The sequence below is a fragment of the Chryseobacterium sp. 2VB genome, assembly GCF_005503635.1.
GTDB classification, from domain to species: Bacteria; Bacteroidota; Bacteroidia; order Flavobacteriales; family Weeksellaceae; genus Chryseobacterium; species Chryseobacterium cupriresistens.
The window spans coordinates 211,257-235,900 of the sequence record NZ_SCNC01000005.1 but is presented as its reverse complement, the minus strand read 5'-3'; the positions used below and the strand labels follow the sequence as shown (position 1 = coordinate 235,900).

The 24,644-nt window shown below is 38.3% G+C and carries 14 protein-coding genes and 1 pseudogene; 9 read left to right on the top strand and 6 right to left on the bottom strand.

Going from position 1 to position 24,644, the window contains the following annotated elements; translation table 11 throughout:
• Window positions 1-841: 841 nt before the first annotated feature.
• Window positions 842-1,051 (bottom strand): annotated as a pseudogene (locus FFS26_RS22760) (arsenical-resistance protein); the annotation flags it as partial.
• A 76-nt stretch (window positions 1,052-1,127) separates the two neighbouring features.
• Window positions 1,128-2,498: a hypothetical protein gene (locus tag FFS26_RS07630; protein WP_137904731.1), complete on the bottom strand. Its 1,371-nt coding sequence runs from the start codon at window positions 2,496-2,498 to the stop codon at window positions 1,128-1,130.
• 620 nt (window positions 2,499-3,118) lie between these two features.
• On the opposite strand from FFS26_RS07630, the gene FFS26_RS07625 reads away from it, so the two are divergent.
• The 9 genes from FFS26_RS07625 to FFS26_RS07585 all read left to right on the top strand — a co-directional run bounded on the left by FFS26_RS07625 (window position 3,119) and on the right by FFS26_RS07585 (window position 21,466).
• Window positions 3,119-4,738: an AraC family transcriptional regulator gene (locus tag FFS26_RS07625; protein WP_137904730.1), complete on the top strand. Its 1,620-nt coding sequence runs from the start codon at window positions 3,119-3,121 to the stop codon at window positions 4,736-4,738.
• 1,209 nt (window positions 4,739-5,947) lie between these two features.
• Window positions 5,948-7,183 carry an exonuclease SbcCD subunit D gene (locus FFS26_RS07620; RefSeq protein WP_137904729.1) on the top strand — a complete coding sequence of 412 codons (1,236 nt, stop codon included), beginning with the start codon at window positions 5,948-5,950 and terminating at the stop codon, window positions 7,181-7,183.
• Window position 7,184: 1 nt separating this feature from the next.
• Window positions 7,185-10,919, top strand: a complete 3,735-nt coding sequence (locus FFS26_RS07615) for an AAA family ATPase (RefSeq protein WP_137904728.1) — start codon at window positions 7,185-7,187, stop codon at window positions 10,917-10,919.
• A gap of 15 nt (window positions 10,920-10,934) precedes the next feature.
• Window positions 10,935-12,932 carry an ATP-dependent nuclease gene (locus FFS26_RS07610; protein ID WP_137904727.1) on the top strand — a complete coding sequence of 666 codons (1,998 nt, stop codon included), beginning with the start codon at window positions 10,935-10,937 and terminating at the stop codon, window positions 12,930-12,932.
• Entirely contained in the window at window positions 12,925-14,772 is a 1,848-nt protein-coding gene (locus FFS26_RS07605) for a UvrD-helicase domain-containing protein (RefSeq protein ID WP_171006262.1), read from the top strand. The genes FFS26_RS07610 and FFS26_RS07605 overlap by 8 nt, the downstream gene beginning before the upstream one ends.
• A 122-nt stretch (window positions 14,773-14,894) precedes the next feature.
• Window positions 14,895-16,319 (top strand): DUF3375 domain-containing protein, encoded by a 1,425-nt coding sequence (locus FFS26_RS07600; RefSeq protein ID WP_137904725.1) that lies wholly within the window; start codon window positions 14,895-14,897, stop codon window positions 16,317-16,319.
• Between the two features lie 2 nt (window positions 16,320-16,321).
• The gene (locus FFS26_RS07595; RefSeq protein ID WP_137904724.1) at window positions 16,322-16,891 is read left to right on the top strand and encodes a DUF4194 domain-containing protein; all 570 of its coding nucleotides are present in this window, start codon (window positions 16,322-16,324) and stop codon (window positions 16,889-16,891) included.
• An 8-nt stretch (window positions 16,892-16,899) separates the two neighbouring features.
• On the top strand, window positions 16,900-20,307 hold the full coding sequence (locus FFS26_RS07590) for an ATP-binding protein (protein ID WP_137904723.1): 3,408 nt from the start codon (window positions 16,900-16,902) through the stop codon (window positions 20,305-20,307).
• Window positions 20,300-21,466, top strand: coding sequence for a Wadjet anti-phage system protein JetD domain-containing protein (locus tag FFS26_RS07585; protein WP_171006261.1), 1,167 nt, complete (start codon window positions 20,300-20,302; stop codon window positions 21,464-21,466). Before FFS26_RS07590 ends, FFS26_RS07585 begins: the two co-directional genes overlap by 8 nt.
• A 272-nt stretch (window positions 21,467-21,738) precedes the next feature.
• On the opposite strand, the gene FFS26_RS07580 is transcribed toward FFS26_RS07585, so the two are convergent.
• The 4 genes from FFS26_RS07580 to FFS26_RS07565 form a co-directional block, all read right to left on the bottom strand.
• On the bottom strand, window positions 21,739-22,845 hold the full coding sequence (locus FFS26_RS07580; RefSeq protein WP_137904721.1) for a site-specific integrase: 1,107 nt from the start codon (window positions 22,843-22,845) through the stop codon (window positions 21,739-21,741).
• 78 nt (window positions 22,846-22,923) lie between these two features.
• Window positions 22,924-23,304, bottom strand: a complete 381-nt coding sequence (locus FFS26_RS07575; protein ID WP_047387998.1) for a helix-turn-helix transcriptional regulator — start codon at window positions 23,302-23,304, stop codon at window positions 22,924-22,926.
• Between the two features lie 117 nt (window positions 23,305-23,421).
• The gene (locus FFS26_RS07570; RefSeq protein WP_066694917.1) at window positions 23,422-23,703 is read right to left on the bottom strand and encodes a hypothetical protein; all 282 of its coding nucleotides are present in this window, start codon (window positions 23,701-23,703) and stop codon (window positions 23,422-23,424) included.
• 119 nt (window positions 23,704-23,822) lie between these two features.
• Window positions 23,823-24,392 (bottom strand): helix-turn-helix transcriptional regulator, encoded by a 570-nt coding sequence (locus FFS26_RS07565; RefSeq protein ID WP_098971571.1) that lies wholly within the window; start codon window positions 24,390-24,392, stop codon window positions 23,823-23,825.
• Window positions 24,393-24,644 lie beyond the last annotated feature (252 nt).

Sequence of the window (24,644 nt, the reverse complement as noted above, 5' to 3'; positions counted from 1 at the left end):
ATTGTTTAAAGTTTTTCAGAAGTTAGTTTATTGTCAGAGAGTTTTAGTTTCCTTCGGTGTATAGGGAATGATTACAAGGTATATCATCATCTGTAAAATCTAGTTGATAAACAAAAATCTTTCCGTTGGCTATTTCTTTTAATTCAAACTGATTGTGACAAAACCCCGCTGGCACAGTCTCCTGACTTTGAGTCAGTAATAAAGCTCCAAAGCTCAGAAACCACGAACAGGAAATTCAATAAACAAAAAAACAGCCTCAAAAAAGGCTGTTTTATATTTCGAATTCAAAATTCTTAAAATATGGTAAAGAAGGTTGTATCTATTTCCCGATACAAAAAGTAAAAATAACTGATAAACAGATATTTATGCTTTCTGAGGGACAATGGGGTAACAGAATCCCACAAACTAATAATATTTATTACAAAGGTAGTGATATTCTAAAAATAACTCATTAATAATTGAAAAGACATTTCAAATCGATCTCAATGTCGGTAAGATCATTTCAGTAAACAATGATATCACTAAAGGATTTCCCGCTGGTTCTATAAATTATACCATCTTGAATAAATCTGGTGATTAGTGATGAATTCCTTAAATTTATAGGAAGTATTGCCATTTCATTTTCAAAAATCCAATAATCTGAATCCCTCCAATTACTCGGATGTATTTTGGTAATCATTGCTGCACTTATCCGCGTATTTTGACCCTCGTCGTTTCTACATGTAAGAAATCCGTCATGTTCACGAAATTCCTGAAATGCATTTTGCTTGGTTAATTAATTCCGGTACCCATCAAACAATCCGTTACATCATCCTTATCTAGAGCCAACATATCAACTGCGGTTTATTGTGGGTACAAATTTTCTATTGTACCATTCTATACCTTTTGATTTAACTAAGATATATTAGCTTAGGAAGCTGGTCAGAAAAGGAATACCCAAATAGATAAGAACACTTTCTGTGACGTCCTTCATTGAAATACTGACATTGAAGTTGGCTAGTCCTAATTTACCGGGCAGTATATTGATAAATAACCATACAAATAAGCTATAAGTAAAGACAAGTAATGATACCACTTCTTCCTTACTTTTGATGGTTAGGTTGTAAATTAACAATTTTATTTTAGCCTTACTGAGCCAGTTTAGTGATGGAAATACCTCCGTAGTCTACAATATTATTGGTAGTAGCATTACAGCTGAAACGAACCCTTACTCTGTCTCCGGAATTTAAAAATCCTGTCCAGTATAAAGTATTGCCATTGTCTACAATAGTACCAGCAAGATCAGAATAAGTATGTTTTATCATTGTACTCCAGCTTGTTCCTCCATCAGTACTTCTTTCATAATACGCCGCTGTATGCCATGTAGGTGTTGCTGTTCCCGTACTTGTATGTCTATTAGAATTTTGCATGACTATTATGTAGACTCCATCCATACCAGATGGAACTGTAAAAACATTATTCGTCCATGCATTATGAATATCGAGGCCTTCGTTTGTAAACTGACCAATGGCAGCATTAGGAATAAATTGCCCTTGCACATTCTGTGTTCCTGGTGCATTTGCAAGTACAAGTACTTTTGATGTTCCTGCATCTGTTGGCACTCCTTCAACATATCCAAGCACACCATTTGCATCTGCAACTACTGTTCTGGCAGCAGTAAAAGTTTGGTTTTGGGTAGTAGATGCTGTACCTCCAGGGGTTGTATAGATAGCATTTGCAGCACCATTTAGCGGAAGGCTTCTAAACCGGGCAATGCCACTAACATCAAATCTTTCTGTAGGGGTATTACTGCTTATACCCACATTTCCCCCTCCTGTAATAATCATCTTTTCATTCCCCGCAGCACCTCCTCCTGCGCTTGTGATAAATCGAATCGGCGCTGCCGATCCAGAATTTAAATGTGTTCCTATATTAAGTGCAGTAGAAGCACCCAAAGCATACATCTGCGTAGCGCTATTGGTGTCGGAATACAATTGAAATTGACTAGCTCCATTATTTGTTAACCCTATTGAAGCCCTACTTCCACTTCCTGAGCTTTGAACTAATCCACCAGACCCATTATTGAAAGTTGTATTCTGTATGTTTGAAAATCTCAAAAATTTTCCGTCCTGTGTGACAGTCCGATCCGATGTCAGTGTGCCATTGTCTTTATAGATATTTATGTCTGGTGTACTAGACGGCCCCGATCCAGTGAATACCCGCCACATTGATCCATCAAAGTAGTAATAGCCCGCTGCATCTACATTTACTACCTGTCCAGAAAGGGAAGCTGCTGATGCTGTAGCATAGATAATGGCCCCTGTTTGAGCTGTGGTATACGTTTTGGTAGCCAACTCATCACCTGTAAGCCTTGGTGCGAGGATGCCATCTAGGGCAGTAGGTTCTGTTGGTTTTCCCACTACATCAAGTGTGGCTTTTGGAGTTTCAGTATTAATGCCTACTTGAGAGAAGAGAGGCATTGAGAAGCTTAAAGCTCCTAAGAATAAATAAATTTTCATGTTTGATTTGGGTTTTAAAGGTTGATCTATATTGATTGTGTTATTGTTTTTTTTAAAAGAAGGGAAGGTATGATCTCCCTGCTTAATCAAATATTAAAGTCACTTATGAAAGTTGTAGTAAAACCTGAATGAGGGGTAAGGGTTAAAGGTAATAGATTAAGTTCTTTCTCATGATTTATGACGCAAATGTAATTGAGGTTTCCTAGTTGGTGCAAAACAATTATGGAAGCAATATTTAATTTATGCCAAGTAATTTGGTTTAAATTGATAGAAATATTTGTGAAGTGTTTTTTATAGTGTAAGTAGTAATTAATCAGATAGTTATTGCTGCAAAAGATTGGAATAAATAATTAAAATATTCTATTAAAAATATGACTTAAAGAGAAAGGAATCTATACATTTGTATTACCAAATGAAATAACTTCAACTTACTAATTTATTTTTCATGAAATTATTTTTCTATGTATTCTCTGTCTTTTTTCTTTTTACCCCTAGTCTGCAATCAGTACAGCAAGAAAATGGATCTGCTTAAGAAATGTTTTCCAGAATTATGAGAACATTTACTCTTTGTAGATAAAATTGAAAAAAATATTAAATTGTATTAAACAGATTTAAGAATTATGTCTAAAAACTTTTATTTTCTATTGTTACTGATTTTCGGAATTTCTTGCTCTAATACTAATAAAGAACAATTGAAAGCGGAATATAGCTTTCGAAAAAAAGAAATCCGCGAACTTAGCCAATTAGAGTTCTCCGGAAATACTCCATTGCTCATTAAAGAGGCGCAAAAAGCGAAGCAAAAAGCAAAAAAAATTGACTATGATTATGGTGTATTCCGCTGCAATATATTTCTGATGTTAGCTTTTAACGGAAGCGGAAAATACAAAGAGGCGACTTTATTAGGTCAAGAAAATGAGGAATTGGTCAAGAATATAAAAGATGAGTTTTTTATTTCTGCAAACTATTCAAATCTAGCATCTTCGTATTCATATTTAGGTCTTCTCGATGAATCTGAAAATTGTTTGAATAGAGCATTAAAACACAGTCTAAAGATTGAAGATAAAGACAAAAGATATTACACGTTGAGTGCAATATATGACGGGTTGGCATATGTTGAAACAATGAAAGGGGAATCTGCTCCCAATTTGGATAAGGTAAAAAAATATTACCTAAAGCAATTATGGGCAATCCAACAATTAAGTGAGACAAATAAGAATATTGCGATGAGAAAAAATGCGCAGTTATCTAATATTTATGTAAACTTAGGAGCTACAAGTTCCCGGCAGAAAAAAACAGAGGAAGCACAGAACTATTTCTATAAAGCTTTAGTGATTTGTAAAAAGTATAAATTTAATAATCCTGTTCCACTTATGGCGCACACTTCAATGGCCAAGCTTTTCCTTAGTCAGAAAAAATATGACAGCAGTATGGTATATGCTAAAAGAGGGATTGTACTTGAAAAAGAAGGTCATTTACCAGAAGTAAGAAGAGATCTTTTTGAAATCTTATATAGAGCTAGCGAAGCAAAAGGTGATAAACAAAATGCTAAGAAATATACCGATTTTTATATGAAACTCAATGACAGTATAATAAATGCTGAAAAAAGAGGGATTAATACTCCTGTAAAAATAATCATAGAGAATAAAGAAAAAGAAAAAACGAATACCGTGAGGAGTATATTTATAGTTTCTGCGGTGATCCTTCTTGTATTCACTTTGACGGGTTGGACATACTGGAGAAGAAAAAGTAAACTCTCCCACAAAAAATATGATGAACTGATCACTAAAATAAGAGAAGAAAACACTCAGAAAGCCGAGCGTAAAGAGTTTCAGAAATTGAGTAACGAGAATGGAAGCAAATCACTTGTAAGCATTACCGATGAGACAGCAAAATCCATTCTACAAAAGCTGGATAAGTTTGAGATGTCAGGTAAATTTCTGAAGAAGAATATCAACTTACCTTATCTGGCAGGGCAACTGAACACTAATACTACATATCTTTCAGAGATCATTAAAATCCACAGAGAAAAAAGTTTCAATGATTACATAAATGGGTTAAGGATCAGCTATATCACTCATAAGCTCGTAGAAGACCCACGTTACAGGGAATATAAGATTACCTACCTTGCAGAGGAATGTGGCTTTGCTTCCAGCCAGGTCTTTGTAATCCATTTCAAAAAGATAACAGGTTTCACTCCTTCCTATTTTATTGAAAACCTGAAGAAGGATAAAAACATTTGAGCGTTGTCTTTTCAATAAATTATGATTGAGTAATTTGATTGAGACTTTACTTTGTGTCGTCCTGAAATTACCTTACATTATTTAACATTAATTCTGTTTTATCGTCAAATTATAGATAGTGATATTTTAAAAGAAGCATCAATAGATATTTAAGTATCTATAGACTGCTTTATCTTTCAGTTAGTTTTGATAGATTTTCAACTTAAGCTTTTCAAAATATAGCATAGATTCTTCAAACTTATTTTTATCATTTGTATTTTGAGAGAAGGGTCCTGCACAGCATCTGATACAACTTTTTAACATTTCTGAATGACATAAAATAAAGCTAATTTTTATTTTCTTAACATATCTATTAAATCATTTGACTCTTCTATTATCCATTGATTACATCGGATTAAATCATTCATAATGCCCAATTGTTTGGGAGTTAACAGAGTGTCTATATTTTTATTTTTGATATTTTCCCATTTACTATTATGTGCTGTTCCTTCAATCCCTTTCGGAGATCCATTGGGAGTAAATAATTGGATGCCGGGGATTTTCTTTTTACCAAAGGGTAAATTACATACAAGCCATCATAATCCCAATCACAGGAGTAATAGATTGGTAATCCTCTTGTATCTGCATAATCCAACTTGGTAACATTTTTACCTCCTGCATATAATATTGGTAATATGGCTTAATCTGTTTTAAGTTATTCAATTTTATAAATTGTTGGAATTAAATTTTGACTAATTCAACTAAACATTTCCTCCCAAAAGGCATTTTAAAAATCTAACGAAATATAGGTTAGCAAGGGTATTTATCTGTCTAAAATCTTCTAGTAAAAATGAGAGGATTTAGGATTAGCAGATTAAAATTAAGAGTTATAAAGTATATTCCGTATAAAAATATACGTCATTTCCTTACTGTTTTCCGTAAACTCATCTTGTTTTATATAAGTAGTTTAGCCAGATATTTTGATAAAGCTTAAAGAATTTATGAAGAGCATGCAAAATTGCTTGAATTTTACTCGTGGTTTTGAATTAATTATTAAATTGCATCAACTAATAACTCTCACCATGAAAAACCAAATACACAATCCTCTTTAATTTAACAGTCTGCTTCATCAAAAGTATGGAATGATTTGTCCGGAGATTAACAGACAAGTCAGGTCTTTATGTATCCCCAATTTATTGGGATACAGATTAACCATCCTAAAACTGTATTATGAAATTTCTACACACTGCAGACTGGCACATTGGTCAGCTGTTTCACGAATATGACCGCAGTTATGAACACCAGCAGTTTCTAAATTGGCTGGTAGAAACTTTAGTAGCTGAAAAAATCGAAGTACTGCTGATCAGCGGCGATATCTTTGATAGTTCCAATCCATCTGCAGCCTCAGTTCGGATGTTTTATCGTTTTCTCAACCAGGCAACAACATTATTGCCAGGTCTACAAATTATCATTACGGCAGGTAACCATGATTCGGCGGCACGTTTGGAAGCACCGAAACCTTTACTGGAATCTTCTAATGTTCATATTATCGGCTTAGTAGAAAAAGATGCCGAGGGAAATATTGATTACGAAAAACTGCTTGTTAAAATAAATGATGCTTCGGGAGCCATCAAAGCCTGGTGTCTGGCCATTCCTTTTCTGCGTATGGGCGACTATCCGGCCATTGCTGACTGCGCCAACCCTTATACCGAAGGTGTGGCGGTTTTATATCAGGAGGCTTTCAACTATGCAGAACAACATAAATCGGAAGGCCAACCAATCATTGCCATGGGACACCTGCATGCACAACAGGCAGAGGTCACTGATCTTGATAAAACTGAAAGGCTGATCATGGGCGGTGTGGAATGCATTTCAGCCATGGCCTTTCATCAGGATATCAAGTATGTAGCGCTGGGACACATCCACAAAGCACAAAAAATTGGTGGAAAGGAACATATCCGTTATTCGGGCAGTCCCTTGCCGATGTCTTTCTCCGAAATTCATTACAAGCATCAGGTGATTGTTTTTGATCTTGAGCAGGAAATCAGCAATCTGAAAACCGTAGAAATCCCGCTGTTTGTGCCGCTGCAAAGGGTCCCGCTTCAATATAGGTCTTTGCATGAAGTCATTTCCCTTTTGGAACAATTGCCATTAGCCGATTCCAATCCGGAAAACCTGCCTTATCTGCAAGTGAGAGTCTTGCTGGAAGGACCTGAGCCCGCTTTGCGCCATAAAATAGAAACAGCACTAGCCGGTAAAGGCGTCAGGCTTGCGAAAATTGATGTCCAATATCCGAGTGCAACTAAAGAAACACCGAAACTGATCACACCTGAAAAGCTGAATGAACTGCAGCCGCTTGATGTATTCGGCAAAGTCTACCAGTCCCGATACAACAGCGAAGTTCCTGATCATCTGTTGCAGCTCTTTCAGCAGGTGGTGCAGGAAGTAAACCATAAAGCCGAATAAGATGAAAATCCTTGCCATACGCATTAAAAATTTAGCTTCTTTAGAAGGAGTTACCGAAATCAACTTTACGGAAGAGCCTTTATGTTCTGCTGGGATCTTTGCCATTACCGGTGCTACCGGAGCTGGAAAATCAACAATCCTGGATGCTTTATGCCTGGCCTTATACGGTAAAACACCCCGTTATCTCCAGGCCAGGGAAACCGGCGTTGAAATTCAAGATGTACAGGGCAGCACGCTAAGCCAAGGTGATGTGCGGGGCATTCTGCGCGACGGCACGGCTGATGGATTTGCTGAAGTCGATTTCAGAGGAATCGACGGGCAAAATTACCGCGCTAACTGGAGTGTGAGACGGGCCAGGAACCGTGCTGATGGAGGCATACAGTCTGATTCCATAACGCTCAAAAACCTTAGCACCGCTGTTGATATGCCCGGCAGAAAAGCAGAAACCTTCAATGAAATCGCACGATTGGTCGGCTTGAATTTTGAGCAATTTACCCGGTCGGTGTTGCTGGCGCAGGGCGACTTTACCGCTTTTATGAAAGCCAACCGCGACGAGAAATCTTCTTTGCTCGAAAAACTGACGGGAACCCATATTTATTCTGAAATCTCCCGGAAAATCTTTGAAAAATACAAGGCCGAAGAATTACACCTACGCGATCTCCATGCCCGTAAAGAAGGTATTGTCACCCTGAGTGATGAAGAACAGCAGGTCCTATCTGCAGATCAGGAGCTGCTGGAAAGCCGGATCAAAAGCCTTGAAGCAGAGATCGAAAAATACACTGCCGGGATCGGATGGTACGAACAACTCACCAACTTTCAACAAAGCAACGATGAAGCGCAAAATGCCTTACAAGTAGCTGCTGAAACCAAAACTTCCGCTTTGCCGAGAAGCCTTAAATTACATGCGGTCGAACAGGTACAGCAAACCCGAAGCTGGGCAGATGCCTTACAGCAAGCGCAAGCACAACAGATCGATAAATCAACCCTGCTGATCTCTTTAAAGGAAACCCTGGCTTCACTGCAAGTACAACAGGAAATACTTGAAAAGCAGCTAATAGCAGCTGACCATCAGCTTTCCGCTGAACATAAAGCCCTTGCGGATGCGCAGCCATTACTGGAAAAAGCAAGGAAGCTCGATACGCTGCTGTCGGAGAAAAAAGAGCAGGTCAGCCAGCTGAAAGAAGAGGCTCAGAAAGCAAATGAAGTTAACCAGCAACATCAGGCTATACTTAAAAATAAAGAGGAAGCATTTGCTGCACTGCTGGGAGAAATAGAAACCATCAGCCAATGGCAGACTGAACAAGCTGCCCGAAAGCCGGTTGCCGAAAATAAAGACCTCATCCTCTCCAAACTGGAAGATGCCCAAAAACTGTTGGAAGCGCTGCAAAATGCTGCGACAAGTTTAGCACAGTTACAGAATAAAATCCAAACTACCGAAGCCCAAAAAGCCAATATTGAGCAGCAGTGGAAACAGCAGTTGCAGGCTTTGGAAGATCAACAAAAAAGCTGCAATGCCCAATCCAAAGCATTACTGGCCATTCCGATTGAAACCCTGAACCGCAATAAAACTGAAACTGACGTTCAGGTAGAAGATCTGATCAAGGCACAGACACAATGGCAGCTGTACTATTATGCACAGACCGAATGCGAAAGTTTAAAGCAGAAGCAAGTACAGGATCAAACCGATCATCAAAACAAACAGGTGCTTTTACAAGAGCTGGACCAACAGCTGCCGGTCATCAAGGCGGAAAGAGATACGGCTGATCAACTCCTGCAACAGGTCCGGCTGGCATCGGCAGAAAATGTAGAAACGTTGAGGGAAGCACTGACCGAGCATGAACCCTGCCCGGTATGTGGCAGCACACACCATCCTTATGTGGTGGAAAATCCCCAACTGGAAAAGATTTTGGCTCAACTCGAAAAAGCCCATGAGGAAAAAGAGCAAATCTATCTGGCCAGCCATAGCAAACATCAGGCCTTAGAGCAGGAATGCGAGCGCCTGCAAATCGCTATTCAACGGCAAGAGGAAGATCTTCAGGCTAAACAATCCGCCCTTGAGATCCAAAGACAAGCCTGGGAACAATCGGATGCGGCGAAAAAAAGTCTTTCCATAACCGATGCGGAAAAAGCAGCCTGGATCGAAACCCAATTGCAGGCTTTTAAAACAAAACAAACTGATCTGCTGACCCAATTACAAACCTACGCTAACCAAAAACAAGCGCTGGAAACGGCTAAAAACGTGATGGATCTGCTGAAGGAAAATACCGACGGCCTGGCGAATCAAATCAAAGATATTCAGAACAACCTGTCCTTGTTTCAGGAACAGCAAAACCAGGTGAAACGCGAACAAGAAGTAGCTGCGACCCATTTGAAAGGAATTGAAGCACTTCTCTCGCCATATTTCTCCGCAACCGGCTGGATGGAAAACTGGAAAGCTGCCCCTGCTACATTTACAGATGGTATTACAACTTTTGCCGGACAATGGAAAGCCCATACCGAAAAACTGGATCAATGTACTCGAGAAAAAGCTGTCCTGGAAGCGACTCTGAAAGAAATGGGACACCAGGCAAAAGCACTGGCATCAGAAGCCGTAAGGAAAATGGAAATCAATCTCTCGCAACAGGAATTGTACCTGGATCTGAGTCAACAACGTAAAGATCTGTTTGCCGGGCAGCTCGCTGATGACAAGGAACTTCAATTGAAACAGGCGATCACCGAATCCCAGGAAATATTTGACCAACTTAAAGCCAGACAACAACAACTGGCCATCGATCATACCAAAGCCCTTACACGGCAGGAGGAACTCACGACCGCCTTAAGCACACTGGAAGCCACAATACAGAAAACTTCACAGAATCTGTTGGATTGGCTGAAGGCGTATAACCAAAAGAATGATCAGCCACTCAGCCTCGAAGCACTTCATAATTTGCTGGCACTGGGCAACAACTGGATAGACACCGAACGCAAGGCATTACTGGCCATTGATGAAGAACTGACCAAAGCCAACAGCATTCTTATGGAACGGCAACAGGCTTTAGCACGTCATCAGCAAAATGGTGCATCGCAAATCCCATTCGAAGAACTCATCTCCCTCAACGCTGCGGCTAAATTGGAAGAGGAAGAAAAGAAACACAAAAAAGGAGAAAATAGTTTCCGATTGCAACAGGATGAAGTCAATAAAAACAGGATTGGCGAACTGCTGCAAAGTATCGCAATGCAGGCAACCGTCACCGAAAACTGGGCCAAGCTCAACGAGATTATCGGTTCGGCCGATGGAAAGAAATTCCGGCAGATTGCCCAGGAATATACCCTGGATGTGCTATTGGGTTATGCCAACATCCATTTGCAAGCCTTGACCAACCGCTACCGGATCGAACGCATTCCGGCATCGCTGGGCCTCCAGGTGGTGGATCAGGATATGGGCGATGAGGTGCGTACGGTTTACTCGCTTTCGGGTGGGGAATCTTTCCTGGTGTCGCTGGCCTTGGCCTTAGGTCTTGCCTCGCTGTCATCCAGCCGCATGAAAGTGGAATCTTTATTTATCGATGAAGGTTTCGGTTCGCTGGATCCCAATACACTCAACATCGCCATGGATGCCCTCGAACGCCTGCACAACCAGGGCCGAAAAGTAGGTGTGATCTCGCACGTCCAGGAAATGACGGAACGGATCCCGGTGCAGATCAAAGTGAGCAAGCACCAGAGCGGCAGGAGTAAGGTGGAGGTTAATCATAAATAAAAATCAAATAAGAATATGGCACAATTTAAAAATCCATACATATCAAGAGTACAAATAAAAAATTTTCGAAACTTTTTGGATGTGGATGTGGCTTTGGATCACAAACAGGTGATTATTGGAGAGAATAATGTTGGGAAAACAAATTTTTTAAGAGCAATCCAATTAATCTTGGATAAAAGTTATTCCGATACTGATCGAGAATTACTTCCTGAAGATTTTCATGAGAGTATTGAGTCTCCTATGGAAAATGGTGAGGTAATCGAAATTAATCTTGAAATAAGGGGGTATGAACATAATAGTAAACTTAAGGCCCAGTTTGTAGATGCAGTAATATCAGATACTCCTCCAACTCTTAGATTCACCTATAAGTTTAAGCCTAATGTTGATGAATTCGGTAATATCATTAATTATAAATACGAGTTATTTAAAGGGAATAATGAAGAAAAAAGATTTACTAATGAAGACCGCAATTATATTAATATTTATGTTATAAAGGCATTGAGAGATGTTGAACGAGAATTAAAAGCAAACAAAAACTCTCCATTGTATAAACTTGTCAAACAGTATGAAATATCTTCTGAACATCTTGAAGAAATATCGAACGCTTTGAAATATGCAGCGAAGGGAATTCTTGAACTCGATGAAATTGAACATATAAAAAATGTCCTTACGAATCAGTTCACTACATTGTCTGGATTACATACTGATCACCAAATTACATTAAGAACATTCGACATTGATACTGAAAGATTGCTATATACATTGCAGGTATATATGGGATTAAAGGAAAGATCTGTCTCGGAATTAAGCTTAGGCCTGGCCAATATTCTTTATATCTCTTTAATGTTACTCCTTTTAAAAGACAAAACTATATTGCCCATTATAAAACCTGCCCAATTTGAATCATTAGCGGCCGAAGATGGAGGTGGATTATTAGCAGAGCTATATGAAGTAAGTGATAAAGGAAACTATATCTTGAAGCAAGAAATTGAAGATGGCAAGGTTGAATCATTGTATGATTTTATGGATGAACATAATTATAAACATCAGGCATTTACAATTTTAGCGGTAGAAGAACCAGAAGCGCATTTACATCCAACATTACAGCGGTTGATCTATCGAGAGGTATTGCATAACAGTAATACTTCAGTAATATTTACCTCTCATTCAACTTATATTACATCTGTAACGCCACTAAACTATATTGTCCATATTCGAAAAGTAAGTGAAAGCAGTAAAGCTTTCTCAACAGCTAATTTATCCCTTGATGATAAAGAAAAAAAGGATATAGAGCGTTATATCGATGCGAAGCGGGGAGAAATTTATTTTGGCAAAGGCGTTATTTTGGCTGAGGGTATTACAGAGGAATATTTTATTCCTGCTGCTGCAGATTTAATGGATACACCATTAGATAATTATGGGATTGTAGTATGTAATATCGACTCTACGAATTTTAGGCCATACATTCAATTACTTAAAGCACTAAATATTCCATGGGTGCTATTTACAGATGGAGATTATTATGAAATTGAAGAACATACAGATGAAGACGGAAATCATAAGACCAAACGTGTTTATCATATAATGGATCAAAATACAGGTAGGTCTTGGGGGTACAAAGGAAATGAGAATATTGTAAATATTCTTACTATGCTTAGAATAATAGCAGACGGCTCTACATTAGAGGAAGAAGAAATAAGAGATAAAGGAGGTTTTATAGGAGAATATACTCTTGAAGTTGATATGATGAACAATTCAGGCGATGAAGGAATTGAAATACTCAAAACCGTATACGATGAGCTCAAGCCGGGAGGAGATGAAATGCAAGAGAATTTTGAAGGAGCACTTGATAATAAAGATTATTGGTCTGCTCTTAAAAAGATCGAGGGAAATATTAGCAAAGGACGTTTTGCCCAGCGATTAGCTGAAGAACTTATTCTAGAATTAGTTCCGGATTATATAGGCAAAGGTATTGAAGCAATTATTCAAAAGGTTAATGAGTCTTATGAATAGTCAATTTTTTCAAGATTTAGAGCTGATAAAAAAAGATGCTAAACAGTACGAAGCTTATCAATCAATGGAGAGTTCTGTAATTGTTGCAGGTCCGGGGAGTGGTAAGACTCGTGTATTAACTTTAAAAGCTGTAACGCTTGCTAAAAGCCATATTAATAAACCGTCTGGACTAGCTTGTATTAGTTACAGCAGAGAATCTGTTAGAGAGCTTAAGAAAAGATTAAGGGCTTACGGTTATATTCCTACTAACAAAGACTTTATAGGAACAGTTCATAGCTTTAGTTTATTGCATGTTATCCAACCTTTTGCGCATCTATATCCCCAATATAATGTAGCATACCCGATTAAAATTATCCCAGATGATATAAAGGATAATCTCTACAATTCTGTACTTAAGGAACTGAATGTTGAGGATTCTCGTCAATTATCTCTGGCTGATATCAATAAACACAGGTCCCTTTCCCTAAGAGGTCGCAGTATGGTTCAAATGGGCACAACTGACCTCATTGCGAAAGGAGCGGAACTTTATGAAGCTAAGATTAATGAGACTGAGTTTATAGATTTTATTAACATTATCAACTTATCTGCTAAAATCATAAATGAACAGCAATATGTTAGGGAAACATTAAAAAGTCAGTTTCCTTGGCTATTAGTGGACGAGTACCAGGATTTAGGTAAGGCATTACACGAAATGGTGCTTGAACTAGTATTTAACGCTGGAATAAAATTATATGCGGTTGGTGATACAAACCAATCTATTTATGGGTTTAACGGAGGGTATCCAGATTTCTTATTGGAACTAATGTCAAATGATAATATAAAAACTATTAATCTTGTTTCAAATTATAGAAGCTCCCAACACATTATCGACGCTTCCATTGAAGCATTGCAACCAGTTCCTCCTTATCCAAAATATATAGCAGGGAAAAGAAATGATGATATAGCTGATTTCACTTTTATTACTTGTGACAATGGGATGGAACCTCAGTATGAGATTGTAGCAAAAAAGATAATTCCTAATTTGTTAGCTAAAAGTGTTCCTCTAAATGAAATTGGAATTATAACTAGTTCTAATGCTCAAATTCAGCATATGGCAACTTTTATGAAACAAGAAGAAATCCCTTTCTTTATTGTTAAATGGAGTTTTGAAAACAGTGCAGTTGTTGTATGGTTACAAGATTGTGCCCAATGGAGTATTGATAAAGAAACACAATCATTTGATGAATTGTTTAATTTTTGGAGAAGATTAATAAATAATCATAATGATGCTAGGAAAGATAAAGAAGAAATATATTTAAAAACAAGATTTTATAAAGTACTTGCTAATAGTTTGGAAAGTAATAATTGTTTTGAATGGCTAAGCCATATTATAAACCAATTAGAGCTTAAAGAGACGCTTAGTAATTCTGAGATGTATCCAAATGAAGTTGATAATTTAAATAAGCTATTAGACGAAGCTAACTTACGCAATTTAAAAGATGCAGAGATAAAAAGATTTGCAAATCTTGGATCTCCCGAAAACGAGGTCACTATTACAACCAGGCATAGCTCAAAAGGATTAGAATTTGAGGCCGTAATATTATTAGGAATGGAGGAAGGAAACTTCCCATATTATTTAAATATAGGTAATGAAATTGCGCTAAATGAAGATCAAAGACTTTGTTATGTTTGTATTAGCAGAGCAAAACAAACATGTATCCTTCTGAGATCGGAGTCATTTACTAGGGAAACTAAGTATGGTGTAAAGACCTTTCCTTATCCTCCCTCTAGATTTTGGGTTAATCTACACGATAAATTTGGAAATGAAAATAATACATTTACCGCGGAAAATTATAAATAATTAAATTTTTATTTATCATGTAATCACCAATCATTAACGCTCCATCAGATTAAAAGAAACCGTTCAATTTTTTGTCTAATCCTAAAAAATAATTCCAACAACTCCCCGAATTCTTACCAAAAATGAACTACGAAAAAGCGCTCTCCCTCTACAAAAACGACAAAACCCTTCAGCTCCTGCGGGCTGAACACTTTCCGCTGCTGGTGAGCTTTTTCCACCTCGTCTTCAAGCAGCAGGACAGGATTTCGTACCTGCAAACCGAATTGCAAAGCATCCTGGGCGATTACATCTTTTCGCTTCAACGGCTGGGCATTGAGGATTACCAGAAAGCACCCGTAGATTATTTACAGAAATGGGCGGAACAGGGGTATCTTCGTCGATATTATGAAAGGGCCGACGAACCCATGTACGAACTTTCCCCAGCGACGGAAAATGCGTTAAAATGGCTCGAAGATCTGAATAAACAACAGTTTGTGGGCACCCACAGCCGGCTCATCCAGTTTTTTGATCTGCTGCAGCGCATTGTCAATACCACTTCCGGGCCTTATGAGCGCATCCAGCAGTTACAGGAAGAACGCCGGAAAATTGATCAGGAAATCGAACAGATCCGCCAGGGCAATTATGCGAAACCTTCCGATACCCAGCTGAAAGAAAACTATTTTCTGGCCGAGGAAACTGCGAAACGTTTGTTATCCGATTTCCGGCAGGTCGAAGAAAATTTCAGAGAATTGGATAGCCAGACCCGCCAGACCATCATCAAAAGCAATCTTGCCAAAGCAGATCTGCTCGATAATGTTTTTCAGCAGCAGGATTTCCTCTGGAATACCGATCAAGGAAAAAGTTTTAAGGCTTTCTGGGAATTTCTGATGAGCGAGCAGATGCAGGAAGAACTCGAAGAATTGCTGGATAAGATCAATGCCATCCCGGCGATTGTCGAAATCAAAAAAGAACAGACCGTAGATCGTATCAAAACCAACCTGGTGGATGCCGGTGATAAAGTAAACCGAAGCAACGACGGCCTGATTGAGCAGCTCCGGAAATTTGTGGAACAAAAAAACCTGTCCGAAAGCCGTCATATCCTCCAAAGCATCGAAGAAATGGAAAGCTTGCTGCTGGAGCACAAAGAAACGCTTGATCAGCAAGCCGCATGGATGGAAATTGATGAGGTTTTTAAACCCTCCTTTACCATAGACCGCCCTCTTTTCAATCCGCCGGTTAAAGTTACCTTTGCAGCTACCGAAATTGCCGATGGCGTGGCTACGGCTGATACCGACCTACTGTTTGAACAGTTTTACGTGGATGTGGAAGTCTTACGAAATCATGTGAAAACCCTTTTGAAAAGCCGTTCACAGGTTGCGCTTTCCGAGTTGCTCAACCATTACAAACCCACCAAAGGCGTTGCTGAAATATTGGGCTATGTGCAAATCGCAACTAACGAAGGTAAACATTTCGTCAACCGTGATCAATTCGAATATCACATCATCGAAAACAAATCCACCGGAAAAACCTATCGCATGCAAACCCCTATCATCATCTTTAACCGATAAAAATGGAATACCGTTACTCTGCAAGCCTCATTGCTTTATTGAAAGGAATTGTATACAGCCACCAGAAGGAAACCTGGGAAAACCTGCTGCAATATGAACCCGATGTCAAAAAATATTTTATCCCGATCGGGCTGGAGCTCTTTCTGGATAAGAGCGAAGGCTACGCCTTTCTCCGCCAGAAGGAATGGGAAGAAGACGAAAGACCTTTGCCGAGAATAGCTGAAAAACGATCGCTCAATTTCATGACTTCTTTAGTCTGTATTGTCCTGAGAAAATTCTTACTCGAACACGATGCACAGGGTGGCTCGGTGCGCTCCATTATCGGCGAACACGAAATCATCAACCGGGTGAAAGTATTCTTGCCCAATGTAAATGATGAAGCCAAACAACAGGAAAAGATCAACACCGCTATCAACCGCGTACTCGACATCGGATTCCTCAGAAAACTGGAAGACCAGGAAAAAAACTACGAAATACACCGGATCATCAAAGGCTTTGTGAATGCCGATGTGATCGATGAAACCCTGCAGAAGTTCAGGAACTATGCTGCTGAAAACCAACCTAAAGATTAAACTCATTTATGGAAGAACTATTTGATACCCATCCTGAAGAACTCAATCTGGCCGGTTACCGGCTTCAATACCTGGAAGTACTCAACTGGGGGACCTTTAACCAGGTGCGCTGGCAGATCCAGCCCAATGGACAAAATGCCCTTTTGACAGGCGATATCGGTTCAGGAAAATCTACGCTGGTGGATGCCCTGACCTGCCTGCTTGTGCCGCACCATAAGATTATCTTTAATAAAGCCGCCGGTGCCGAAGGAAAAGAGCGCAACCTGCTGAGTTACGTTAGAGGAGAATTTAAAAAAGAAAAGGAAGAAATCACTAAAACCGCAAAGAAGGTTTACCTCCGTCCGGATGATCATACCTATACCGTTATTATCGGAAATTTTTATAACAAGGGCTATAATGAACACATTTGCCTGGCCCAATTTTTCTGGATCGGCAAAGAGGGAAAAGTAGAAAAGTTGCTGATCATCGGCACGATTCCTTTAACTATTAAAGATCATTTTCAGCATTTCGGCGATATCACTGAGTTGCGAAAGAACCTGCGTAATACGCCGGGCATACAATTATTCAATGATAATTTCTCGCAATATAGCGAACATTTCCGCAGGCTTTTTGGCATGAACAGCGACAAAGCGATCGACCTGTTTTATCAGACTGTTTCCATGAAGTCCGTCAGCAGCCTGACCGATTTTGTCCGCGAGCAGATGCTGGAAAAAACCGATGTCAAAGAACAGATTGATGCCTTGCTCAAACGTTTTGATGACCTTAATAAGGCCCATGCCGCCGTAGTGCATACCAGGGAACAATACCAGATACTAAAGCCTTTGGCAGAGGCCAGTGAAACCTACGAAACGGTTACCCGCGAAATTGAAGATATAGAAGCCATGCTGGAAGTGATGCCGGTCTGGTTTGCCGAAAGGAAATGGGAATTGCTGGAACAGGCCATTGCAGATGCCGGTCAGGAACTCTCAACATCAGAACAGCAGCTACACGCCATCACCCAGGAAATTGAAGCTTGGGAGGAGCGGCGGCAAACTATTGTACAGGACATTGCGAGCAACGGAGGAACACGGATCGAACAAATTGCCGGAGAGATAAAACGGCATGAGCAAGACAAAGAAGTCAAGCAAAAGGAATTCGATGATTATGAGCGTCTTGCCTTGCAGACCGGGTTAGCAAGTATAAAGCAGGAAAGTGATTTTCAGAACAACATCAAGCGGGCTAACGAATCAATGGAGAAATGTGATCAGATAGAAGAAAAACTTCGGGAACAACGCGATAACGAGGTCAGTGAACTGCGTAAACAGGAAGCGGAATATCAGGCAGAGCGAAAAGAACTGCAATCACTCAAAGAACGAAAAACCCAGATCCCGGCATGGCTGATTGCCTTTCGGTCACAACTTTGTGCCGATTTGCGGATTGACGAGGAAGATTTGCCTTTCGCCGGGGAATTACTGAAAGTGAATGAACAGGAAACCGAATGGGAAGGCGCAATCGAAAAACTGCTCCGTGATGCAGGCATCAGCTTACTCGTTCCCGGAAAGCACTACCGGAGTGTCAGCCGTTACGTCAACAGCAATCCGTTAAAAGGCGCTGATGGAAGAGGCATCAAGCTTACTTATTTGGAAGCAGATCTGAATAGTAACGCTCGACTTCTAAAAGAATTGGATGAAGACAGCATCGCTTATAAAATAAATATTAAACCTGAAACGCCTTTTTACGATTGGCTGGAAAATTACCTGCAACGCAGCTTTGGCGATTATATCTGTACTGATGTTGACGGTTTGCCACATGTTCCTTTTGGCATCACCCGGCAAGGTCTGATCAAGAGCGGCCGCATCCGGCATACCAAAGACGACCGCAAACGGATTGACGACCGGCGTAATTATGTATTGGGCTGGAGCAATGCCGAAAAGATTAAAGCACTTGAAAATTCGGTAGATAAGCTGGAGCGAAACATTTATGAGCTAAAATCCAGGCTAAAGGACATTGAAGAAAAAGAGAAAAAGAACAGCGAACAGAAGCAACTGCTGGGACATTTGCTTTACGTGAAAGACTTTTCCCGCATCAACTGGCAATACCATATGGCCAAAATCTATGAACTGGAACAGGAACGCGATCAATTGCTGAATAACAATGATAAGCTTGCGCAGCTGCAACATAACAAAATCGAAGTGGACCAGCAGATTATGGATGGAAGGACCAGACAAAAACAATTCACGGAAGATATCGGCGGATTCAAAACAAAGATTCAAAACTATCGGGATCAGCAACACCATGCCATACAGCAAAAAGAACAATTAGCCCCTCAACTGAAAGAAAAATGGTATCCTTTGATCGACGAAAAACTCACTGGAGTAAAGATTAACCTCAGGGGCATAGAAAATCGGCAGGAAGAATTCCGAAAACAATTTCAGGGAGAGAATGGCGAATTGAAAAGGCTTCGTGGACGTCAGGCTGGCCATCGAACCCACATTGAGAAAAAGATGCGGGAAATCAAAGAACATTCCCGTGCCGAATACAGTGAAGTTACCGACAACATCGATGCCCGTACCGAATACATTAAAAAATTCAGACAACTGGAGTCTGAAGACTTAAAAAGGCACGAAGAGCGCTTCAAGGAAGAACTGAATAAAAACGTGATCAACAGCATCGCTGTCTTCGACAGCCAGCTACAGAAACACGAAAAAGATATCAAACTGAAAATCCGGACGATTAACGAACATCTTTCAGAAATTGTTTACAATGCGGTGCAGGATACCTACATCACCATTCTGATGGATACCACCCCTAATAAGGAAGTACGGCTATTCAGGGAAGAATTAAAAAAATGCTATATCCATTCCTTTAGCAGCCATAATGATCTGTATACGGAAGAGAAATACGAACAGGTAAAAAGGATCTTAGACCGTTTTGCAAGTATGGAAAATGCAGACCGCGAATGGACTTCAACTGTTACCGATGTACGCCAGTGGTTTGAGTTCAACGCCAGTGAACGTTACCACTCTGATGAAACAGAAAAAGAGTTTTATGAAGGTTCTGGCGGAAAAAGCGGTGGACAAAAGGAGAAACTGGCATACACCATTCTGGCCAGTGCACTGGCCTATCAGTTTGGGCTGCAGTTCGGAGAGCGCAAAAGCAAAAGTTTCCGTTTCGTGGTGATTGATGAAGCTTTTGGCAGAGGCAGCGACGAAAGTACCCGTTACGGACTCGAATTGTTTAAAAAACTGAATCTCCAACTGTTGATTGTAACCCCGCTGCAGAAAATCCATGTGATAGAAGGTCATGTCAGCTCTTTTCACTTTGTGAGCAACCGGGAAGGTAACAATTCGCAGGTGAGTAATTTTACCAAAGAAGAATATGAAATCGAACGCGATAAACACAACGGAATCTTTCCTAATACCCCTGAAAATGATTAGCCCGGCAGAAATAAGAAAACAGGCGTTGAAATGGTGGAAGCCCTTGCTGCAAAGCCATATCCAGGAAGAACCCTTTTTTCCTAAAATAATAGACCGTATCGGGAAAGTGAAATCGGGTCAGATTACAGAACGCTTTGAAATGCTGCAAAATGAAATAGAAGAACTGTATCGTTATTCTAAAAATCAAACCGGCAAAGGCTACCTCGTGCAAACCGCCGGTCGGAATTTCAGGCGGACAGGCAGCCATGATTTGCCGGATACCATTATTTTTGAAAGTTTTGAAGACTACCTTCATTTTACGGGCTATCAAAAAGATTGGACCGTTTTTCTGAAGCATTATGACATGGTCATTAGTAACATTCCTGTATTAAAAGACTGGACTTTACAGCATTGTTTATGGTTAACGGATCGCCATATCAACTGGGAAGATGTGCTGAAGGTTTGCCGATATTTTATAAAGACACCCCGGCCTAACCTTTACCTGCGGCAGCTGCCTATCGAGATCCACACCAAATTCATTGAAGAAAACAATACGCTGATTCAATCCTTACTTGATTTCCTGATTCCGGATCATGTGCGTTCGGCTCAACAAAAACGTTTCGCCGACCGTTTCTTTTTACGGTACGATGAACCGTTGATCAGGCTCCGCTTTCTGGATGAAAACCCGAATCCGGATTTTAAATTCAGGGACATCAGCATCCCGCTCTCCGATTTTGAAACCCTTGAACTTCCGGTGGAAAATATCCTGATTACGGAGAATAAAATGAATTTTTTAACCTTACCGCTGTTAGGATCCACTGTCGCCATCTGGAGCGGAGGGGGCTTTAATATTTCTTTTCTCAAAAATGCGGACTGGCTGTCAGACAAAAAGATTCGGTATTGGGGCGATATCGATGAACATGGCTTTCAGATTCTGCATCAGCTACGATCATACCATCCGCATACGCAAAGCGTCATGATGGACCGGACGACTTTTGAAACTTTTCAAAATTATGCAGTAAGTGGCGCAAGAAATAAATCCCAAAATCTAAACCTCTTGAACAAAGAGGAAAACGATCTTTTCCAGTATTTAAAGGCTTTGGAAAAAAACAGGCTGGAACAGGAGAAAATTCCGCAGATGTATGTGGATAGATGTTTGAAGAATAGGATCGAATCATGAACTGGTTGCATAAAACTATATCAGTAACTGTATTTAGAGCCAGTATTGCTTAATAACAGTAGAGTTAATGGAGTATAAATCTCTAATTTTTGATGGGTATGTTAGTATATTTTTTTTCTGATAATTTTTCCAAACCAGCCCTACTACAGCATATCAATTTAGAGTTTCATCAATATCTTTTAACATTGTTTTATCAAACAACAATGGATAATAATATATAATATGCTTTAATACACCAAACTATAATAAGCAGTAGAACAATTATTCAGATTTTAATCAAAATCTAACTTAATTTTTAATGACGCTTCCCTGGCAACGGAATCTATTATTTTGGTATAAATTTCTGTTGTCTTAAGGTTTCTATGACCCAACAGTTTAGAAATTGTATAAATAGATGTACCTGATGCGAGCTGTAATGTAGCAAATGTATGTCGAAAGCCATGAAACGTAAAGTATTTGTTGATGCCGGCATTCTTTAACCATGGTTTAAGAAACTTAACAACATCATCATACTTAATTCCTTCAAAAACTTTTTCATTGTTATCCTTTGGAAGCCCTAATATTTCTAATGTCTTATCTGATATAGGGTAGTATTCTGCATTTCCAGTTTTACTTTGTTTGTATAAGATGTAAAAATTGCCGTTAGAACCTTGTATGTCACCCCATACAAGTTTTTTAATATCGGAAAAACGAAAACCTGTTAATGCAGAAAATAAACCAGCTTTTTTAACTAATTGTGATTCACATTTTGCATCGGCCATACTTTGTAGCTCATTTAAGAACAGGAAACATCGATGAGTTTCCTCTAATTTTATTCCTTTGACCACAGTACTGAGATCTGTTAAAAGATATTTATTAATGAAAGCACTCTTAATGGTATTTCTAAATTTGTCAAAATAAGATGATGCAGTATTAAGACTGATTTTTCTTTCGTATCTGCCAACAGATGGATTAGATAATAGAAAATTTTTAAACTGTTCACATGTAGAATAGTCGAGATCAATAAAAGGTAAATTTTTTCCGCAAAAATTCTGAAAATACCTTACAGCCATTTGCCAATTGTATGAATCTGGTCTTTTGTTTGCTTCAGCTTGAAAGAATTCCGTAAAATCTGATATCCTTTTTTTGATTAAAAATTCATAGTTTTTATTTTGAATATCTATTAAACGTTCGGCTTTTCTATATTCCACTAATTTCAAAGTTTCAATATTATGTAGTTTTTCTACATTATTTTTAGGATTCAAATAGGTGTGTAAATGTAGAAAATACTTTCTCTTAAGTTCTCCCGTTATTGGATGTGCTATGGGAGGATAGATATCCAAATAATGAGATTCTTGTCCATTACTTATGGGCTTTTGTCTTAGTTTTACCCTTGTCATCACCGGTTTATTTTCTCATTAATAAAACATAGTTTAAAGGTCAAAAGGTCTTTTTCACAATTGCAATTTTTTCGACTGCTAATTCTCTTTGACTTTTCGAATACTAATCTTAAAAAGATTATCAATTTCTATTCTACTAATTCTGGTATTTCTTACAGATAGTTTTATTGATTTTAAACGGCCAGAATTAACTAGATCATATATCATTTGCTTACTACATTTCAATAAGCAGGCTGATTCTTTAACGGTTAGAAAAGCAGAGCTATTTATAGTATCCATAGAGGATTCTTTAAAAAATTGAGTGTTGATGTTACTTTTTTCTATTTTTTTTGCTTTTAGTTCAGCTTTATATGCTTTTTTATTACAGGTATGGCTGCAGTACTTTGTGACTGTTGTTTTTGCGATAAATTCCTTGCCACAATATTGGCATATTCTTATGATCTCAATGTTAGAACTCATATCAATGTTTTTAAAGTGGACTGTTAACCAAATAATTTAATATGGGATTAACCCATAACATTTTTGCAATGTGTATCCATAATAGTGGATACTGTAATGTTTGAAAATTCTAGAAGTTTAGTAATTTCCTGATAATATACTCATTCGTAGTTTATTGCTAATCCTATTATTATATACTTCAAGCATCATTTTTACTCTTAAATTTTCTGCTAGGAACAGTGTTTGGTCATTATGTTTTTTTTCAAGTTGCGATTTAGGCATGCGATACAGAAAAAGTTTTAAATAAAATTTTCGCTGCGATTTTCCAGTTAATGGATCATAGATAGGAGGATAGGCATCTAAATAAAGTCTAACAGTATTTTTAGCTGCAGGCTTTTTACGTAATTTAATAAGTGTCATAATATTTTGTTTTAGAGTTGTCTACAAAAATATTATGAACTCTATTTAGTTTTAAATTATGTCTTTGAAAAGCCTAATTTGTCTTTTATAGGCCTTTCAATAATATAAAATCAACTATATTAATTATTATTTTTGATAACTGTATTGAATAGCCTACGTATAATTTCTTTAGATACATAAACAGATTTTCCCTTCTTTATTTTAATTATATTATATATTTTCAATTTATTGTAAAGGGCACTGGCAGAGATTTTATATAGGTTAATGATCTCATTTATTGTCCAACAGTTTTTTATTTTTGTATCTTCATCTTTAAATATAAAAGGTTCTATTTCTGTTTTATTTTGATATAATAACTTTTCAATCTCTTCCTTAAAAACTCTGGTTTTTCTCTGACTAAAATTAATAGAAGATAACTTTCCTTTTTTGATCATATCATAGATTGTAGTTCGGGCGCATCCTATAATACTGGAAGCTTCTTTTATCGTCATGCAATCAAAGGGAGAATAAGTGTACATTTTAAAATTGCATAAATTCTTATTTTCTATTGTTTGAGATGAATTTTTATTATATCTCTTATACATTTTTGTCCTACATCTTTGACTGCAAAACCTTGTTACAGTGGTTTTGGCTGCAAATTCTAATCCACAATATTCGCATGTTTTCAATATGTGGATATGTGTACTCATTGCTTTATTCTAACTAGTTGTGCATCTTGAATGTATATCTAAAAATAGAATGGTTGTAAATGAATGCAATAAATTGTCCAAAGTCTAAAATAATACAGTTAAGTTGTCTCAAAAGTGGATTATAAAATGCTTAAAAGAATCTTAGAAATCAACTTTAATAATTGTTAATCAATTTATATAGAAATTAGATTCATTAAGTACAGTAAATTAACCTTTATACTAATGGTAAATTGTTTAAATCTAAATCGTTTT